Origin of the sequence: Streptomyces alboniger (assembly GCF_008704395.1) — a bacterium.
Classification (GTDB): Bacteria; Actinomycetota; Actinomycetes; order Streptomycetales; family Streptomycetaceae; genus Streptomyces; species Streptomyces alboniger.
In genome coordinates, this window is the sequence record NZ_CP023695.1 from 3,639,601 (window position 1) to 3,657,423 (window position 17,823).

17 protein-coding genes are annotated in these 17,823 nt (G+C 70.9%); 6 read left to right on the plus strand and 11 right to left on the minus strand.

The window, feature by feature from the left end; translation table 11 throughout:
* Positions 1-114: 114 nt before the first annotated feature.
* Both CP975_RS16030 and CP975_RS16035 read left to right on the plus strand, forming a co-directional pair.
* Positions 115-573 carry a hypothetical protein gene (locus CP975_RS16030; protein WP_055534331.1) on the plus strand — a complete coding sequence of 153 codons (459 nt, stop codon included), beginning with the start codon at positions 115-117 and terminating at the stop codon, positions 571-573.
* A gap of 53 nt (positions 574-626) precedes the next feature.
* The gene (locus CP975_RS16035; protein ID WP_030784717.1) at positions 627-1,346 is read left to right on the plus strand and encodes a nucleotidyltransferase family protein; all 720 of its coding nucleotides are present in this window, start codon (positions 627-629) and stop codon (positions 1,344-1,346) included.
* Between the two features lie 102 nt (positions 1,347-1,448).
* On the opposite strand, the gene CP975_RS16040 is transcribed toward CP975_RS16035, so the two are convergent.
* From CP975_RS16040 to CP975_RS16070, 7 genes are all read right to left on the minus strand, one after another.
* Positions 1,449-3,161 carry a DoxX family protein gene (locus CP975_RS16040; protein ID WP_246201532.1) on the minus strand — a complete coding sequence of 571 codons (1,713 nt, stop codon included), beginning with the start codon at positions 3,159-3,161 and terminating at the stop codon, positions 1,449-1,451.
* A gap of 117 nt (positions 3,162-3,278) precedes the next feature.
* Complete coding sequence (gene rlmB / locus CP975_RS16045; protein WP_030784723.1) at positions 3,279-4,223, minus strand: 23S rRNA (guanosine(2251)-2'-O)-methyltransferase RlmB; 945 nt, start codon at positions 4,221-4,223, stop codon at positions 3,279-3,281.
* A 104-nt stretch (positions 4,224-4,327) separates the two neighbouring features.
* Entirely contained in the window at positions 4,328-5,728 is a 1,401-nt protein-coding gene (cysS, locus tag CP975_RS16050; protein WP_055533521.1) for a cysteine--tRNA ligase, read from the minus strand.
* Between the two features lie 103 nt (positions 5,729-5,831).
* Entirely contained in the window at positions 5,832-6,236 is a 405-nt protein-coding gene (locus tag CP975_RS16055) for a PPOX class F420-dependent oxidoreductase (RefSeq protein WP_055533523.1), read from the minus strand.
* Positions 6,237-6,310: 74 nt separating this feature from the next.
* Positions 6,311-6,814 (minus strand): 2-C-methyl-D-erythritol 2,4-cyclodiphosphate synthase, encoded by a 504-nt coding sequence (gene ispF / locus CP975_RS16060; protein WP_055533525.1) that lies wholly within the window; start codon positions 6,812-6,814, stop codon positions 6,311-6,313.
* Complete coding sequence (ispD, locus tag CP975_RS16065) at positions 6,804-7,535, minus strand: 2-C-methyl-D-erythritol 4-phosphate cytidylyltransferase (RefSeq protein WP_055533527.1); 732 nt, start codon at positions 7,533-7,535, stop codon at positions 6,804-6,806. The genes ispF and ispD overlap by 11 nt, the downstream gene beginning before the upstream one ends.
* Positions 7,536-7,829: 294 nt before the next feature.
* Positions 7,830-8,312: a CarD family transcriptional regulator gene (locus CP975_RS16070; RefSeq protein WP_003953493.1), complete on the minus strand. Its 483-nt coding sequence runs from the start codon at positions 8,310-8,312 to the stop codon at positions 7,830-7,832.
* Positions 8,313-8,949: 637 nt separating this feature from the next.
* On the opposite strand from CP975_RS16070, the gene CP975_RS16080 reads away from it, so the two are divergent.
* Complete coding sequence (locus CP975_RS16080) at positions 8,950-9,687, plus strand: copper chaperone PCu(A)C domain-containing protein (RefSeq protein WP_055533529.1); 738 nt, start codon at positions 8,950-8,952, stop codon at positions 9,685-9,687.
* Between the two features lie 111 nt (positions 9,688-9,798).
* Here the strand turns inward: CP975_RS16080 and phoP are convergent, their stop codons facing one another.
* Positions 9,799-10,479, minus strand: a complete 681-nt coding sequence (phoP, locus tag CP975_RS16085) for a two-component system response regulator PhoP (RefSeq protein WP_030362171.1) — start codon at positions 10,477-10,479, stop codon at positions 9,799-9,801.
* A complete protein-coding gene (gene phoR, locus CP975_RS16090) occupies positions 10,476-11,732 on the minus strand; it encodes a two-component system sensor histidine kinase PhoR (RefSeq protein ID WP_055533531.1) in 1,257 nt (418 codons plus the stop codon). Before phoR ends, phoP begins: the two co-directional genes overlap by 4 nt.
* 273 nt (positions 11,733-12,005) lie before the next feature.
* On the opposite strand from phoR, the gene phoU reads away from it, so the two are divergent.
* Positions 12,006-12,689, plus strand: coding sequence for a phosphate signaling complex protein PhoU (gene phoU, locus CP975_RS16095; RefSeq protein ID WP_030784741.1), 684 nt, complete (start codon positions 12,006-12,008; stop codon positions 12,687-12,689).
* A 467-nt stretch (positions 12,690-13,156) separates the two neighbouring features.
* On the plus strand, positions 13,157-15,142 hold the full coding sequence (locus CP975_RS16100) for a YncE family protein (protein WP_055533533.1): 1,986 nt from the start codon (positions 13,157-13,159) through the stop codon (positions 15,140-15,142).
* 125 nt (positions 15,143-15,267) lie between these two features.
* Here the strand turns inward: CP975_RS16100 and CP975_RS16105 are convergent, their stop codons facing one another.
* Positions 15,268-15,567, minus strand: coding sequence for a hypothetical protein (locus tag CP975_RS16105; RefSeq protein ID WP_055533534.1), 300 nt, complete (start codon positions 15,565-15,567; stop codon positions 15,268-15,270).
* A 192-nt stretch (positions 15,568-15,759) separates the two neighbouring features.
* Here CP975_RS16105 and CP975_RS16110 point away from each other — a divergent pair, with 192 nt between their 5' ends.
* On the plus strand, positions 15,760-16,338 hold the full coding sequence (locus tag CP975_RS16110; protein WP_055533535.1) for a flavoprotein: 579 nt from the start codon (positions 15,760-15,762) through the stop codon (positions 16,336-16,338).
* An 84-nt stretch (positions 16,339-16,422) separates the two neighbouring features.
* On the opposite strand, the gene CP975_RS16115 is transcribed toward CP975_RS16110, so the two are convergent.
* Complete coding sequence (locus tag CP975_RS16115) at positions 16,423-17,736, minus strand: MDR family MFS transporter (protein ID WP_055533536.1); 1,314 nt, start codon at positions 17,734-17,736, stop codon at positions 16,423-16,425.
* Positions 17,737-17,823: the final 87 nt, after the last annotated feature.

Consider the following 17,823-nt stretch of genomic DNA (forward strand, 5'->3'; position numbering starts at 1 on the left):
ACCGGTCATTTCGCCCAGGCCTCGTCAACACCGCGCCAGCAAAACCCACTTCCCCGTCGCTCGACCGAGTGACTAAATGTCGCCAAATCATCACCTAGCGCTACGCTGCCTGGCGTGACGCACTCCGCCAACTACACCCAGAAGCCGCGCCGAGCCCACCGGGGCCCCGCCCGCCGCATCGGCCGCACGCTCGCTCTCGTCCTGCCCGTGATGCTGGTGCTTTCCGGGACCCTCGCGGTCACCAGCGTCAACTGGTCGGGGAACTCCTCGGATTCGATGCTCACCGCATCCGCCGACGACCTCTCCGTACCGGCCAAGTCCCGCGCCCCGCAGGACATCCTGCGCGACCGGCTCCTCCTGGAACTCCAGGAGAAGAACCCCGGCATCGCGCTCACCCACCTCCAGCGGGAGGTGAACGACCACCCGTCGCTCGCCCGCCACTGCGTGGCCGTCGCCCGCGCCCTCGGCCGGGCCGCCGTGCAGAAGTACGGCCCCACCCGCGCCCAGTCGTACGCGCGGCCCGTGTGCGACACGTCGTTCGCGGCGGGCGTGGCAGCCCACCAGAACCGCTGAGCCCACCAGAACCGCTGAGCCGACCTGGCCGACGCGCCGCGTAGGGTTCGGGCATGACCACGCTGAACCCCACGCAGGCCGTAGTCCTGGCCGGAGGCCAAGGCTCCCGCCTCCGGCCGTACACCGACGACCGGCCCAAGCCGATGGTCGAGATCCCCGGCACGGGGACCCCGATCATCGGCCATCAGCTTGCCTGGCTGGCCGCGGAGGGCGTGACCGACGCCGTCGTCTCCTGCGGCCACCTCGCCGAGGTCCTCCAGGAGTGGCTGGACTCCGCCGACCTCCCGCTGAACGTCACCACGGTCGTCGAGAAGGAACCCCTCGGCCGCGGCGGCGGCCTCAAGTACGCCGCCCGCCACCTCCCCCACGCCGACCAGCCCTGGTACGCGACGAACGGCGACATCTGGACCCGCTTCTCGCTGCGCGACATGGCGGCCTTCCACGCCGAGCGCGACGCCACCGCGACCCTCGCACTGGCCCGCCCCCGCATCCCGTGGGGCGCCGTCGAGACGGACGCGTTCGGCCACATCACGGACTTCATCGAGGCCCCGCCGTCCCCGTACCTCATCAACGCGGGTGTCTACGTATTCTCCTCGTCGTTCACCGCGCTCCTGCCCGACCTCGGCGACCACGAGCGCACCACGTTCCCGCGCCTGGCCCGCGAGAAGCGCCTGGCGGGCTTCCCGCTGCCGCAGGGTGCCTACTGGCGCGCGATCGACACCGCGAAGGACCTCACCGAGGCCGCCAAGGAACTGGCCGCACAGGCCCGTTGAGGCCCCGAGCCCACCCCCGCACACCCCCGCCATACGTACGTCGGAGGGGCCCCGCACACGCGCTGTGCGGGGCCCCTCCGACGTACTTCCACTTCCGCGGCCTCAGCGCCCGAGGACACCCCCGAGCAGACCACCGGGCTCCTCGCCCCCACCGCCGGTGCCGCCCGAGCCGCCCGTACCGCCCGAGCCGCCGCCGGTGCCGCCGCTGGACGAGGGACCCGCGGTCGAGGCCGGCGGCTGCTGCTGTTGCTGCTGCTGTTGCTGCGGCGCCGACTGCTGCGGCGGAGCCTGGCCCGCCGTGCTGCTGCCCTGCGTCTGGCTCGGCTGCGTGGAGCCCGCCGTGCCCGTCTCGCGCGCCGCACCCGGGGCCGTGGCGCCCGGTGAGGGCCTCGGCGAGCTGCCCTGCGACGGGGAGCCGGACGAGGCGGAGGGGCGCTGCGCCTTCCGGTCCTGCCGCTTCTTCTCGGGGTCCCCGGGGAGCGGGGAGCCCGGCAGTTCGTTGCGCGGGGCCTCGCCGGGGCCGGGCACGGTGACCCGGTCCGCGTCCCGCACCGCGCCGCCGAGCAGCGAACCGAGGAGCAGCGTCAGGCCGATCGCCACCGCCCCGACCAGCGCGCCGCGCCGCAGCACCCGCCGCCGCAGCTCCCAGATCTCCGCGCGCGGCCCGAGCGTGCGCCAGGCCTCTCCCGCGAGGCGTCCGTCCACGGAGTAGACGGGGGCGCCCGCGATGATCAGCGGCGACCAGGCGGCGAGGTAGATGATGTCCGGCGCGTCGTAGGCGGGGACGGTCTTCCAGCTGACGGTGACGATGAGCGCGGCCGAGAGCAGCACGCCGATGGAGGCGGCGACCCGCTGCCAGAGCCCGAGCACCGTCAGGACGCCGACGATGACCTGGAGGAAGGCGATGGTGAGCCCGGCGCCCACCGGGTGCTGGAGGGCGAAGTCGCGCAGCGGCTCGGCGAGCGCCCAGGGGTGCAGCGAGTTGAGCCACTTGACCATGGAGCCGCGCTCGCCGCCGTCGAAGTACACGGGGTCGCAGAGCTTGCCCATGCCGGCGTAGATGGAGATGAAGCCGAGGAAGACGCGCAGCGGGAGCAGCACGACACCGAGGTTCATCCGGCGGCCGGGGTAGTAGGCGTGCCGGACGGGGTCGCCCCCGTGCCGCCGCTTGCGCTCCTCGGCCTCGGCCTCGGTCTCGTCGGCCGCGTACTGGTCGTAGCCGTCGTAGCCGTCGTATCCGTTGTAGCCGTCGTACCCGCCGTACGCGTCGTCGCCGTACCGCCCGCGCTCCTGGGCCGGCCGCTCGTCGTAGTCGCTGCTGGGCATCCGCATCTGCGGCAGCAGCTGGGTCTGGGGCTGGTCGGGCCCGCGCGCGCCGACGACGGGCGTCTCGGCGGTCTCGGGCCCCTCGTCGAGGTCGACGCGCGGGATGACCTGGGTGGCGCCCCCGTCGTCGTAGGGCCCTGCCTCTTCGGCCGAACGGCGCACGCCGCCGCCGCGCACGGCCTGGAGCAGTCTGATCGCGCCGGTGTCGTCCGGATCGGACTTCCCGCTCCAGACGACGGGTGCGCGGCGCTTGGCGGCCGCCCCCACGGCGGGGATGCGCACCGTCTCTTCGGGGAGGCCCAAGTGCCGGGAGATACGCGGGGATTGGATGCGCCCAGCGGCGGGGAGCTGCACGCGGAAGCTCGCGTGCGCGACGATGACCTGCGCCGGGTCGCTCGGCACCTTCACCATGCTCAGCGCGGGAGCTTCGTCGAAGCCTGACGAGCTTCCCCCTGTGGGTGTGCGGGGTGTTCTGGTGTCCACACTCATCTAACCGAGTGATGTGTGTTTAGGACACTGCCTTGACCACGCGCAAATGTCCGGACCGCGTCAAGAGATCCCCGTCAAGAGATCACACGGCCCGGACATCAGTACGCCCGGCAACACCTACGCGCGGCGCCGCGCCGCCTCGTAGAGCACCACGCCCGCCGCGACACCCGCGTTCAGCGACTCCGCGCCACCCGGCATCGGAATCCGCACCCGGAAGTCACAGGTCTCGCCGACGAGGCGGGACAGGCCCTTGCCCTCGCTGCCGACCACGATGACCACGGGGCCGCCGATCGCCGCCAGGTCGCCGACCTCGTGCTCACCGTCCGCCGCGAGGCCGACGACGGCGATGCCCGCCTTCTTGTACGCCTCCAGGGCGCGCGTCAGGTTCGTGCAGCGGGCGACCGGCGTACGCGCGGCCGTACCGGCCGACGTCTTCCAGGCACCGGCCGTCATCCCGGCGGCCCGCCGCTCGGGCACGACCACGCCGTGGCCGCCGAACGCGGTCACGGAACGGACGATCGCGCCGAGGTTGCGCGGGTCCGTCACGCCGTCGAGCGCGACGATCAGCGGGTCCTCCCCGGCGTCGTACGCGGCGGCGGTCAGGTCCTCGGGGTGCGCGTACTCGTACGGCGGGACCTGGAGGACGAGGCCCTGGTGGTTGAGGCCGTTCGTCATGCGGTCCAGCTCGGGCCGCGGGGCCTCCATCAGGTGGATGCCGCCGCGCTCGGCCGCGAGCTGGAGCGCCTCGCGCACCCGCTCGTCGTTGTCGATGAACTGCTGGACGTAGAGCGTGGAGGCGGGCACGCCGTCGCGCAGCGCCTCGAAGACCGGGTTGCGGCCGACGACCATCTCGGACGACGACTTGCCGCCGCGGCCCTTGGGCGCGGGACGGCGCCCGGCCGCCTTCTTGGCCTTGGCGGTGGCGATGCGGTTCTTCACATGCCCCTTGCGCGCCTCGGCGGGCGGCGTCGGACCCTTGCCCTCAAGGCCGCGGCGCCGATTGCCGCCGCTGCCGACCTGCGCGCCCTTCTTGCCGGACATGCGGCGGTTGTTAGCGGCCATGACCTACCTGTCTGTTGTGATGCGAGTGCGCGTACGTCCGTACGCGCGAAGGTGTACGTCTATGAAGTGTGCCGCCCGGAACGCCGGGCGGCACATCAGAGGTGCTAGCGCGGACCCAGCGTCCAGCGCGGACCCGTCGGGCCGTCCTCGATGACGAGGCCCGACTGGTTCAGCTGGTCGCGGATGGCGTCGGCGGTGCCCCAGTCCTTGCGGCCGCGGGCGGCCTCGCGCTGGTCGAGGACCATGCGCACGAGGGTGTCGACGACGCCGTGGAGGTCTTCGCCCCGGTCGCTCTCGCCGCCGGCCCAGTGCGGGTCGAGCGGGTCGAGGCCGAGGACGCCGAGCATGGCCCGCACCTCGGCGAGGCGCGCCACGGCGGCCTCCTTGTCGTCGGCGGCCAGGGCGGAGTTCCCCTGGCGGACCGTGGTGTGCACGATGGCGAGCGCCTGCGGGACGCCCATGTCGTCGTCCATGGCGTCGGCGAACGCGGGCGGCACCTCGGCCGCGGGCTCGACGACCCCGCCGGCCTTCTCCACCACGCGCTGCACGAAGCCCTCGATGCGGGCGAACGCGGACTCGGCCTCGCGCAGGGCCTCCTCGCTGTACTCGATCATCGAGCGGTAGTGCGGGGTGCCGAGGTAGTAGCGGAGCACGATGGGCCGCCACTGCTTGACCATCTCGGAGACGAGCACCGAGTTGCCCAGCGACTTGGACATCTTCTCGCCGCTCATGGTGACCCAGCCGTTGTGCACCCAGTAGCGCGCGAACGCGTCACCGAAGGCCTTGGCCTGGGCGATCTCGTTCTCGTGGTGCGGGAAGATCAGGTCGATCCCGCCGCCGTGGATGTCGAACTCCCGGCCCAGGTACTTGTGAGCCATCGCCGAGCACTCCAGGTGCCAGCCGGGACGGCCGCGGCCGAAGGGCGTCTCCCAGGCGGGCTCGCCCGGCTTGACGGCCTTCCACATGGCGAAGTCGCGGGAGTCGCGCTTGCCGGCGACGCCCTCGTCGGGCTGGCGCAGGTCGTCGATGTCCTGGTTGGACAGCTCCAGGTAGCCGGGCCAGGAGCGCACGTCGAAGTAGACGCTGCCGTCGGCCTCGTACGCGTGTCCGCGCTCGATGAGGCCGCGCATCATCTCCACCATCTCGGTGATGTGGCCGGTGGCGCGCGGCTCGTAGGTGGGCGGCAGGCAGCCCAGCGCGTCGTAACCGCTGTTGAAGGCGCGCTCGTTCTCGTAGCCGATCGACCACCAGGGGCGGCCCTGCTCGGCCGACTTCTTGATGATCTTGTCGTCGATGTCCGTCACGTTCCGCACGAACGTCACGTCGTAGCCGCGGTAGGCGAACCAGCGGCGCATGATGTCGAAGTTCAGGCCGGACCTGATGTGCCCGATGTGCGGGGCCGCCTGCACCGTGGCACCACAGAGGTAGATCGAGACACAGCCTTCGTGCAGGGGGCTGAAGTCACGGATCTGCCGGGCGCTGGTGTCGTACAGGCGAATCGTCACCACTCCAGGGTAGTGGTCGCGGGGCAGTGCCCCACGCCCCCTTGGCCCACAGGGCATGGAACTGTGACGTGGGGACCGCCCCGGCCCCGCCCCGGGACCGCTCTCAGACCCGCCCGACGACCTTCCGGGCGGAGACCCGCACCACCACGCGCGGGGCGTCGTCCTTCGACGCGGGGTTGAACTCGGCGTACTTCTTGCCCGTGTACTTCAGCGACAGCTCGTCGATGAGTTCCTGGCCGCCCTCGGTCGTCATCTGTGCCGTGCCGCGGATCTCCGCGTACGTATAAGGCGCGTCGAAGGGCTGGAGCAACACCGTCACGCGCGGATCGCGGCGCAGGTTCTTCTCCTTGCGGCGCCCGATGGTCGTGGAGAAGAGCACGTCGTCGCCGTCCCGCTTCACCCAGACCGGCGACAGCTGCGGGCTGCCGTCGGGCTGGATGGTGGCGACGGTGATGAAGGACGGGGCGTCGAGGAGGGCTTTGAGCTGGTCGGACAGTGCGGCGGACATGGCTTCACTCCTTCGTGGACAGCAGGCTGCGAGAGCCTCGCCGGTACGAGCCATACCCCTACCCGATATCGCCGTCAGTGCGACGTACGTACGACCAAGGCGGTGGCGACCGCCGCGAGCCCGTCGCCGCGGCCCGGGAACCCGAGGCCGTCGGTGGTGGCCCCGGAGACCGAGACGGGAGCGCCGACGGCATGGGAGAGCACCTTCTGCGCCTCGTCACGGCGCTTGCCGATCTTGGGGCGGGGGCCGATGACCTGCACGGCCACGTTGCCGACGGTGAAGCCCGCGTCCCGCACGATGCGGGCGGCCTCGGTGAGCAGGGTGAGGCCCGAGGCGCCGGACCACTCGGGGCGGCCGGTGCCGAAGTGTGCGCCGAGGTCGCCGAGGCCCGCCGCGGAGAACAGGGCGTTGCACGCGGCGTGCGCGACGACGTCGGCGTCGGAGTGCCCGGCGAGGCCGGGCCCCTCGTCCTCCCACTTCAGGCCCGCGCACCACAGCTCGCGGCCCTCTTCGAAGGCGTGGATGTCGGTGCCGATGCCGACCTGCGGCAGGACGACCGGGGGCGTCTCAGAAGCCATCGTTGGCCCTCCTGCGGGCGAGAACGGCCTCGGCGAGGAGGAGGTCGAGGGGGCGCGTCACCTTGAAGGCCTCCTCGTGTCCTGGCACGACGACGACCGGCAGCCCCAGCTGCTCGACCATGCTCGCGTCGTCCGTGACGCTGTCGGTGACGCTCTCGTGGGCGCGTACGAGCGTGGCGCGGTCGAAGCCCTGCGGGGTCTGCACGGCGCGCAGCCGGGCCCGCTCGGGCGTGGCCACGACGGGCTCGGCGTCGCCGGGCGCCGCCGCGGGCTCGACCTGCTTGACGGTGTCGGCCAGCGGCAGCGCGGGCACGACGGCGGGCGCCCCGCCGCGTACGGCCGCGATGACGCCGTCGACCGTGTCGACGGGTACCAGCGGGCGGGCCGCGTCGTGCACGAGCACGATGTCGATGCCGGGCGGCAGCGCGTCCAGGCCGGCCCGCACGGACTCCTGGCGGCTCTCGCCGCCGGGCACGACGAGGAAGTCGGTCCGCTCGGGCAGCGCGTGGTCGTCGAGGAGGGTCTTGACCTCGGGGGCGCCGTCCGGCGGGGCCACGACGACGACGAGGGAGACGGCGCGGGACGCGGCCATGGCGCGGACCGCGTGGATGAGCATCGGGGTGCCGTTCAGCGCACGGAGCGCCTTGGGGGCGCCAGGGCCGAGGCGCACGCCCCGTCCTGCCGCGGGAATGACCACCGCGGTACGGGATTCGCTAGACATCGGTTCCGTTCAGGTTTGTGTGCTCGGCTGACGTGGGTATGGCCTCACCGTGCCGGGGTGGCATCTTGACCGGACCCTTCCGTGACATCTGGTCGAGCCAGCTGCCGAGTCCAGCACGCCAACACGGCTCCCCGGGGGCCGCTCTCACGTATGCCTGGGTGCGGGAAATATCCGAGAAAATCTGGGTACGAACATGCCGCAGCGCCCGGCGACTCCTTTACGGGTCAGCGGGCACCGCGGCATCATTGCGCCAAAGACAGACAGCCCCGCAGACAGTCCCAGGGGCCGTCCGCGTCAGGACGCGAGGACCTCGTCCAGCAGGGCCTCGGCCTTGTCCTCGTTCGTGTTCTCCGCGAGCGCGAGCTCGCTCACCAGGATCTGACGCGCCTTGGCGAGCATGCGCTTCTCACCGGCGGACAGTCCGCGCTCACGCTCCCGACGCCACAGGTCACGCACGACTTCCGCGACCTTGATGACATCGCCGGACGCGAGCTTCTCGAGATTTGCCTTGTAGCGACGCGACCAGTTCGTGGGCTCTTCGGCGTACGGCGCGCGCAGCACCTCGAAGACCCGGTCGAGGCCGTCCTGACCGACCACATCACGCACGCCCACGAACTCCGCATTGTCCGCTGGCACACGCACCGTCAGATCGCCCTGGGCGACCTTCAGCACCAAGTAGGTCTTGTCCACGCCTTTGATCTGGCGAGTTTCGATAGCCTCGATCAGCGCGGCCCCGTGATGGGGATAGACCACGGTGTCGCCAACCTTGAACGTCATGTGACAGGTACCCCTTCCGTGGCTATCCATCCTAACACGAGAACCGCCTCTTCTGAATGGCGTTTTCGCAGGTCAGGGCATATCTCGGGGCTTGACAACTGCAACAGGAACGTGCTGCGGAGGGCTGCCGGAACGGGGTATTCGCAGGTCGGAGCGGCTCTCCGGGGAGGCGGAAACAGGGGCGTTACGCACCCCTCAAGAAGCCTCAGAGAGGCCGAACGTCCCGGTTTGCGCGGTTCCAAGCGGTGAACTTTCGCTGCTCCGTTCGGTCGCCGGAGAGGCGTACCGCACGCCGTCGGACAGGATTCCGGAATTGATCAAGCAGCCCGGTGATCAATTCCGCGGCCCCCCGCGCATTCCTTACCGGAAATCCGCAAGACGTTCGGGAGGACTCTCGGCAGCGCTTATGTGAATGATGAACGAGGGGGCATTGGGGCGGGCGGGACGGAGGGGCCCGCTGATTCATCCCGGCGCAGGCTCGCGGCCCCGAGGGGCGGGTCGGGTGCGGCGGCGTGGGAACGGCTCGGTAACCTAAGCGCGCTGACACACCCTTAGGGCGGCTTTACCGCCGCCTCAGGGCGGCTCCAGGGCCGCCCGCCCCTCCCGTACCGCCCACGTTCAAGGAGTTGCCGCCGCCGTGAGCCGCAGCCTTCGACGCGGCGCCCTCGCCGCCACCGCCATCGCGTTCTCGCTTGCCTCGCTCGCCGCGTGCGGCGCCGGCAACAACGCTCAGACGCTGGAGGTCAAGCCGGACAACGCGGCGACCTCCGTCGGTGACATCAAGATCCAGAACGCCATGGTCATCACCCAGCCGGACCTGAAGTCCAAGGGCCCGGCCGTGGTCTCCGCGACGGTCTTCAACACCGGCACGACCGCCCAGACCCTGAACTCCATCACGGTCGACGGCGCCGGCAAGAAGGCCAAGATCACGCCCGCCAAGGACGACAAGGCCTCCAAGTCGAACGGTCGGCTGACCATCCCGGCCGGCGGCTCCGTCGTCATCGGCGGCAAGGACAACGCCTCGGCCGTCCTGCCCAGCAGCCGCGACGCCGTCAAGGACGGCAACGCGCAGCGGATCACCTTCGCCTTCAGCGAGACCGGCGACGTGAAGCTCAAGGCGTTCGTCGTGCCCGCCGAGAGCTACTTCAGCGAGTGGGGCCCGACCGAGGTGCCGAAGGCGCCTGACGCCAAGCCGGGCGCGTCCGGCAAGCCCGCACAGCCGGGCAAGTCGGGGGAGCCCGCCGACGGCGCCTCCACCGACCCGTCCGGCCAGGCCTCCCACGGAGCGGGCACGGACCCGTCCGGCGCGGCCTCCGCGGACCCGTCCGGCGCGGCCGGGCACCAGGAGGACGCCGGTACCAGCGCCGAGCACTGATCCACGTACGTACGACTGATAGACGTACGTACGACTGATAGATGCACGCACGACGAGAGGGCGGGACCCCACCAGGGGTCCCGCCCTCTCTCGCATCGGGCCGCTCGCGGTTTACGGCTCGAACTTGTAGCCGAGGCCGCGCACCGTGACCAGATAGCGCGGGGCGCCCGGGTCGGGCTCGATCTTGGCGCGCAAACGCTTCACGTGGACGTCCAGCGTCTTGGTGTCCCCCACGTAGTCCGCGCCCCACACGCGGTCGATGAGCTGCATGCGGGTCAGCACGCGGCCCGCGTTGCGCAGGAGCATCTCCAGGAGGTCGAACTCCTTCAGCGGCAGGTCGACCTTGGAGCCGGAGACCGTGACCACGTGCCGGTCGACGTCCATGCGGACGGGGCCCGCCTCCAGGGCCTGCGGGGCGACCTCCTCGGGCTCGCCGCGGCGGCGCAGGACCGCGCGGATGCGGGCGACCAGCTCCCGCGACGAGAAGGGCTTGGTGACGTAGTCGTCGGCTCCTATCTCCAGGCCGACCACCTTGTCGATCTCGCTGTCCTTGGCGGTGACCATGATCACCGGGACGTTCGAGCGGCTGCGCAGCTGGCGGCAGACCTCCGTGCCGGGCAGGCCGGGCAGCATCAGGTCGAGCAGGACGAGGTCGGCGCCGTTGCGCTCGAATTCGTCGAGTCCGTCCGGGCCCGTGGCCGCGATGGCGACCTCGAAGCCCTCTTTGCGGAGCATGTAGGACAGAGCGTCGCTGAAGGATTCCTCGTCCTCGACGACGAGCACTCGGGTCACGGAAGGACCTCCGGGGCAGGGATGGGTTCGTACGAAGTGGTCTCGTCGGGTGCGGCGTGCTCGGCGTCGAGCACGCCGCCGTGACCTGATCCGCGGTCGCGGTGCGCGGCCGCCTCCGGCAGCCGCAGGGTGAAGGTGGAGCCCTGTCCCTCGGAGCTCCACACGGTGACCTCCCCGCCGTGCGAGGCGGCCACGTGCTTGACGATGGCGAGGCCGAGGCCGGTGCCGCCGGTGGCCCGGGAGCGGGCCGGGTCGACGCGGTAGAAGCGCTCGAAGATGCGCTCCTTGTCCTTGTCGGAGATGCCGATGCCCTGGTCGGTGACCGCGACCTCGATGAGGTCCCCGCCGGGTGCGGTGACCCGGCGGGCGGCTATGCCCACGCGGGTGCGGGCCGGACTGTAGTTCACCGCGTTCTCGACGAGGTTGCCGAGGGCGGCGGCGAGCTGGCCGCGATTGCCCCAGATCTGGAGCTCGGCGGTGCCTCCCGCGGCCATGGTGATCTGTTTGTGGGAGGCCTGGTGCCGGCTGCGGTCGATCGCCTCCGCCACCAGTTCGTCGACGCGGACGGGCTCGGCGTCCTCCAGGGGGTCGTCGTTCTGCACCCGGGAGAGGTCGATCAGCTCCTGCACGAGGTTGGTCAGGCGGGTCGCCTCGATCTGCATACGGCCGGCGAAGCGCTCCACGGCCTCCGGGTCGTCGGAGGCGTCCATGACGGCTTCGGAGAGGAGCGAGAGGGCCCCCACCGGGGTCTTCAGCTCATGGCTCACGTTCGCGACGAAGTCACGCCGTACGGCCTCGATGCGGCGGGCCTCCGTGAGGTCCTCGACCAGGAGCAGCACCAGCCGGGAGCCGAGCGGCGCCACGCGCGCGGAGACGGCGAGGGCCTCGCCCCGGCCGGTGCCGCGCCGGGGCAGGTCCAGTTCGACCTGGCGTATCTCTCCGTCGCGGCGGGTGTCGCGCGCCATCTGGAGCATCGGTTCGACGGCGAGCTTGCCGCCGCGGACGAGTCCGAGCGCGTACGCCGCCGAGCTGGCCTTGACCACGCTGTCGGCCTCGTCGAGGACGACCGCGGAGGAGCGCAGCACGGAGAGGACCGTGTCCACGCCGGGCGGCAGTACGGGGTCGGTGTGCAGGGAGGTCCGGGTGGGGCGTTTCTGGTCGCGCTCGCTCCAGCGGAACGCCAGCATGGCGATGACGCCGGTGCACACCCCGGCGATCGCTGCCACTGCGGCGACCGCCGCGTTCACGTCCATGCGTCCAGGTTATGCGCCGTATCGATGCCGACCACAGCCAAACGGGTGCCGCCTCGAACACTCGTCGCTCAGAGTTCACCATGGGGACGGCATCGGTTCATTTCCCCCGGACGGGCCGGGAGGAGCAGGTCCGGAGGTGTCGTGCCGCGTCGCCCACAGTTCACCTTGATGACGGTGGCGGTTCATTCGGGGTGCCGGAAACGGACGGTTAGGGGCCGCACCGTGGGAGCGTAGGGGCCAGCCCCCTGAGACGTACGAGAGAGGGACAGCCACATGCGGGACGCGTACCACGAGGAACTTGACTCGATCGGCGAGAGCCTGGTCGAGATGGCCCGCCTGGTCGGGTCCGCGATCGGGCGCGCCACGACGGCCATGCTCGACGCCGATCTGAAGATGGCCGAGAGCGTGATCGCCGCCGACCAGCGGGTCGACGACCTCCAGCACGAGCTGGAGGCCCGCGCGATAGCCCTGCTCGCGCGGCAGCAGCCGGTCGCCACCGACCTGCGCATCGTCGTGACCTCGCTGCGGATGAGCGCCGACCTGGAGCGGTCGGGCGACCTCGCCCAGCACGTCGCCAAGCTGGCCCGGCTGCGCTTCCCCGACTCGGCGGTGCCGCGGGACCTCCAGGCCACGATCCTGGAGATGGGCCAGCTCGCGCAGCGCCTGATGGCGAAGGCGGCGGAGGTCATCATCACCAAGGACGTCGACCTGGCGCTCCAGCTGGAGCAGGACGACGACGAGATGGACCAGCTGCACCGCACGCTCTTCCAGCACCTGATGGACGACCGCTGGAAGCACGGCATCGAGACGGCCGTCGACGTGACCCTCCTCGGCCGCTACTACGAGCGCTTCGCGGACCACGCGGTGTCGGTCGCCAAGCGGGTCGTCTACCTGGTCACGGGCGAGCACGCGGACGAGATCCAGTCGGCGGGGCAGGCGTCGGTGGAGGGGGCGTAGGCCTTTCGCGGGCTCGCTGCTCGCGGGCCTCTCGCGCGGGACGCGCTTGTTCTGTGCCGCACGCGCGCGTGCCCCGCACGACGTCAGTCGTCGTGCGGGGCACGTTCGGTTCCCGCCGGGTGTCAGCCGCAGCCGCCGCCGCACTGGCAGGAGCCACCGGACTGGCAGCCGCATGAACAGCCGGGGCCGCAACTACAGCTCATCTCGATGACTGCGGGCGTGGGGGACTCGGCCATGGGTCTCCTCCTCGAAGGCGTACGTAACGCACTTGCCTGCGCCCATTCCAACCCCGCCGGGCAGGGCGCATCAACGGCGCACGCGCGCGTATCTCCTTTCGAACCCCCAGGGAGAGCCGCCTCGTGAAACTTCCTCCACACCTGTCACAGACATGCCATAACCTGCGCTGTGAACGGGGGTTCCGGCCCGGGCACACGGCCCGCGCCTTCCATGTGGGGGGTCACATCACCGTGCGTACGCGCATCATCTCGACCGCGACGGCGCTCGCGGTCCTCTTCAGTTCGGCGGCGCTGGTCGCCCTGGCGTCCGGCCCGGCCGCGGCGGACTCCGACAAGCGCCTGGACATCCGGTCGGCCGGAGACGTACTGGTGGACGGCGAACACCAGCGCGTCTACGTGTCCGACCCCAGGGGCGGCAAGATCGTCGTCACGGACTACGCGGGCACCGTCAAGGCGACCCTGGACGGGCTGCCGGACGTCGAGGGCCTGGCGCTCTCGCCCGACTCCGGACAGGTGTACGCGGCGGTCGCGGGCCTCAACCGGATCGTGTCCGTGGAGACGACCTCGTACTCCCAGACGGCCAGTTACGCCCTCGACGGCGCCGAGAAGCCGCGCACGCTGGCGCTGGCGAGCGGCAAGCTGTGGTTCGGCTACGGGGCGTCCGCCGAGGGCGGCATCGGCTCGCTCGACCTCTCCGGGGGCGAGCCGGTCATCACGCTCGACCTGGACGGCGCCGCCGACTTCTACGCCGCTCCCGAGCTGGGCTCCGACCCCGACTCGGGGATCCTCGTGGCGGGCGAGAAGGCGACGAGCAGCGACGCCCTGACGGTGTACGACGTCTCCGGGCCGAAGCCGGAGCTGCGGGTCACCAAGTCGGTGGAGGGCGGCTTCTTCGACGACATCGCGGTCTCCCCCGACGGCACGCAGATCGTCACGGCCAGCGGCGCCCCGTACTACCACCCGGTGTACTCCACGAAGGACCTGTCCCCCCTGGGCCGCTACGACTCCGGGGACTACGGCTCGGCCGTGGACATCGCCCCGGACGGCACCGTGGCGGCGGGCACCTTCTCCTGGTACCGGCCCGACGTGCACATCTACCGGCAGGGCAAGTGGTCCAAGGTGCGGGAGTACGACTTCCCGAACACCGCCCAGGGCAGCGGCGGGGACACCCTCGCGGAGGGCGGCCTGGCCTGGGCGCCGGACGGCAGCCGGCTCTTCGCGGTCTCCTCCAACAGCGACGACGTCTTCTCGCTGCGGATCCTGACCGACCCGGCCAAGTCCCTGCCCACGCTCACGGTCGAGGCGCCCGAGAAGGCTCCCCGGGCCAGGGCGCTCACCGTCGAGGGCAAGCTCACCGGAACGGGCCTCCCGGCCGGCACCGAACTGACCGTCACCCGCACGGACGTCGAGTCCCCCGACGGCAAGGCACTGCCCCCGGTCAAGACCGAGGCGGACGGCTCCTTCTCCTTCACCGACAGCCCGCCGGCGGGCGGCAAGGTGACGTACAAGGTCGCGTACGCGGGTGACGCCACGCACGCGGCGGCCTCCGCGTCGGACTCGGTGGAGGTCTCGCGTACCAAGACCACGCTCACGCTCGACAAGAACGGCAAGGTGTTCGGCTACGGCGCGGACGTCGCCTTCACGGCCCACCTCGGTTCGACGTACAAGAACCGCACGGTCGAGATCTGGGCGGACCCGTACGGCGCCGACAAGCCCAACAAGCTGGTCGAGAGGGGCGTCGTGAACTCGCGCGGCGACCTGAGGGCCACGGTCGACATGAAGCGCGACACGAAGGTCACGGCCGTCTTCTCCGGGGACGCGCGCTCGGCCTCCGCGAAGGCGACGTCGACGGCGTACGCCAAGGTCAAGATCTCCAGCTCCGTCTCCAAGCACTACAGGACGGGCAAGATCGGCTCCACGACGTACCACTACTTCCACAAGAACACCGACCCGGTGCTCGCCACGACGATGTCGTACTACAAGGACCGCAAGCAGCGCCTGGAGATCCAGGTCTACGGCCCGGACCGCAAGTGGCACTCCACGGGCTCGGACTACTTCAAGCTCGGTACGAACGGGAAGTCCACGGTCCGCCTGGAGGCCCCCGGTGAGTCGGGCATCCGCGCGCGGATCCGTTCGTCGTACGTGAACGGCACGTCGGGCGACAACGTGAACTCGACGACGCATGGGGCGTGGAAGTACCTCAACTTCACGAGGTAGCGCGGCTTCGTGACGCCGCCGGAACGCCGCCGGAACGCCGCCGGAACGCCGCCGGAACGCCGGGAGGCCCCCTGTCCGCGAGTGACTCGCGGACAGGGGGCCTCCCCATGGGCACCTGGCCGGCCCTAGTACCACATGTACAGGTGGTACTTGAACCTTCCGTCAGTGCCCAGCCCTGGGTCGCACTCCGCCCCCCAGGAGGGGTTCCTGCTCATCCAGTAGTTACCCCGGGCCTGGCACTCCCGAAGGGTCCAGTGGCTGCTGTAGAAGTGCCGGGTCGCCTGGGCGCCCTTGGTCTCCTCCACGCTCTGGGCGGCCTGGGCGGGGGCCACTTGGGCGGGCGCGGCCTGGGCGGGGGCCGCCATGAGGCCCAGTCCGACGGTGGTCCCGAGAGCGAGTCCTGCGATGGCCTTACGGGTGCGCATTCAGTACCCCTTCCTCCGGCGGAGGCCGACCCTGAAGGGCCTTTCCCTCCACGCCTGTTCGACGGCCACTACGTTGCTCGGCGGGCTGTGGGGAAACCTTGGAGCAAGCTTGAATGCGCAGACGAGAGACCGGGTTTCGACGCCGTACGCTGCCCAAGTCCCATCACTCTGCCGTCGACCGGGAGTCATCGCATGACCGAACCGTCCGCTGCGCGGAAGAAGCCCTTCCTCTACGTAGTCGTGTGCGCGTGCGGGATCGCCGCCGACGTCGGCGAACTGATCACCGCCGCGCAGGAACGGCACTGGGACGTCGGTGTGATCGCCACCCCGCAGGGCCTCGGCTTCCTCGACACCGAGGCGATCCGGACCCAGACCGGCTATCCGATCCGCTCCGCCTGGCGTGCTCCCGGTGAGGCGCGTCCCCTGCCGCCCGCGGACGCGATCGCCGTGGCCCCGGCCAGCTTCAACACGATCAACAAGTGGGCCGCGGGCATCTCCGACACCCTCGCTCTGGGCATCCTGTGCGAGGCGTACGGCATGGGGGTCCCCATCGCCGTCCTGCCGCACATGAACGCGGCCCAGACGGCTCACCCCGCCTATCGGCAGAGCCTGGAGCGGCTGCGCGGGATGAACATCCTGATCGGCTCGGGCGAACCCCACCCGCCCAAGTCCGGTGGTGGAGCCGACCCATTCCGGTGGCAGGAGGCCCTGGACCTCCTCGAACCTCAGCTCGGCCATCGGCCGGATCGGGGGCGCCGAGGCACCCCATGACGTCGTACTGACGGCCCGGCGACCGCGCGCCGCACCCCTTCGACCGCACGGGGGGCGTGCGCACCCGCCGTGCGCCGCACAGCACTACGGACGCGGCACGGCCGCGGAATCCGTACGAGGCGCCGCGGAATCCGTGCGAGCCGCCACGGGCTGTGCGGCGCCGACGTCCACCGTGGAAACGCCCTCGCCCTCCCCCTCCTCGGGAAGCCCCCGCATCAACCCCCAGTACCCGACCGCCGCCACCGTCCCGAGCACCGCGCACGCCGCCCACAGCCACTCCGCCCCGAACCGGTCGATCATGAAGCCGGACATCAGCGGCGCGACCAGACCGGCCACGGACCAGGACATCGTGTACATGCCCTGGTAGCGCCCGCGGCCGTGGGTGGGGGAGAGCCGTACGACCAGGCCGGTCTGGGTCGGCGCGTTGACGATCTCGGCGAGCGTCCACACGCACACCGTCAGCGCGAAGACCCCGAGGGATCCGGCGAAGGCGGTGAGACCGAAGCCGTACCCGGCGACGACCGAGGAGAGCACCAACAGGCGGCGTGGGTCCCGGTGTTCGATGAAGCGGGTGACGGGGATCTGGAGGGCGACGATCAGTACGCCGTTGACCGCGATCGCGAGGCCGTAGTCGGCGGACGTGAATCCCGCCTCGCCCATCGCGACCGGCAGTCCCACGGACCCCTGCTGGAAGATCAGTGCCACGAGGAACGACAGCCCCACGACCCCCATGAACCGCCCGTCCCGGAACACGCTCCCGAGCCCGACCTCCGGCTCCGCCGCCTTCTCCAGCGCCGTCCGCACGGGCCGCGACTCGGGCAGCTTGACGAAGACGAGGATCGCGCAGACCAGCGTCATGGCGGCCTCGATGAGGAAACCGGCGCGATAGCTGTACGAGGCGATGAAGCCGGCGCCCGCCGAGGAGATGGCGAACCCGAGGTTGATGGCCCAGTAGTTGAGCGAGAAGGCGCGTACGCGGTCCTCGGGCCGGACGATGTCCGCCATCATCGCCTGCACGGCGGGCCGCGACGCGTTGCTCGCCATGCCCACGAGGAAGGCGACGCCCGCGATCGCGACCGGGTGCTCCATGAACCCGAGCAGGGCCACGGAACCGGCCGTCGACGCCTGCGCGATCAGCAGCGTCGGCCGCCGCCCGAGCCGGTCGGTCATCACCCCCGCCCCCAGCGAGGAGACGACACCGCCGAGCCCGTGGAGTGCGACGACCAGTCCCGCGTACGAGGCCGAATAGCCACGCTCCAGGGTCAGGTACAGGGCCATGAAGGTGGCGACGAAGGCCCCGAGCCGGTTCACCAGCGTGCTTGTCCACAGCCACCAGAAGGCCCGGGGAAGACCCGAGACGCTCTCGGTGACGGCACGTCTCATGGCGGTGAACGGCATCAAGATTCCCCCGAATGCAAGCGTTTGTAAGCGTCTCTACCGGACATCACACATTACGATCCCGTGGCCCGGCCCCGCTACTCGATT